Annotated in this window: 1 protein-coding gene; it reads left to right on the top strand. The window is 55.1% G+C overall.

Translation table 11 applies throughout. The features are described from left to right. Positions 1-52: 52 nt before the first annotated feature. Positions 53-262 carry an eL38 family ribosomal protein gene (locus tag PZC42_RS21175; RefSeq protein ID WP_277214102.1) on the top strand — a complete coding sequence of 70 codons (210 nt, stop codon included), beginning with the start codon at positions 53-55 and terminating at the stop codon, positions 260-262. Positions 263-276 lie beyond the last annotated feature (14 nt).

Genomic DNA, 276 nt, shown 5'->3' with positions numbered 1-276 from the left:
CTAGCAGCCGAGAGCCGTAGCGGTTGGAACGAGCTGAGCCCGGCCCGGAGCCATGCCTCGCAAGATTGAGGAGATCAAAGACTTTCTGCTGACGGCCACGAGGAAGGATGCAAAGTCTGTCAAGATCAAGAAGAACAAGGACAATGTGAAATTCAAGGTGCGCTGCAGCCGGTACCTGTACACCCTGGTCATCACAGACAAGGAGAAGGCAGAGAAGCTGACGCAGTCCCTGCCTCCAGGTTTGGCTGTGAAGGAGCTGTAGTGAAGTGTTTGCAC

Origin of the sequence: Isoptericola croceus (assembly GCF_029382255.1) — a bacterium.
GTDB classification, from domain to species: Bacteria; Actinomycetota; Actinomycetes; order Actinomycetales; family Cellulomonadaceae; genus Isoptericola; species Isoptericola croceus.
The sequence above is the reverse complement of the archived record's forward strand: the minus strand, read 5'-3'. Positions and strand labels throughout refer to the sequence as shown.

Bases quoted from the DNA above. Each gene is read 5' to 3' on its own strand.
- PZC42_RS21175 (WP_277214102.1), top strand. From the start codon at position 53: ATGCCTCGCAAGATTGAGGAGATCAAAGACTTTCTGCTGACGGCCACG.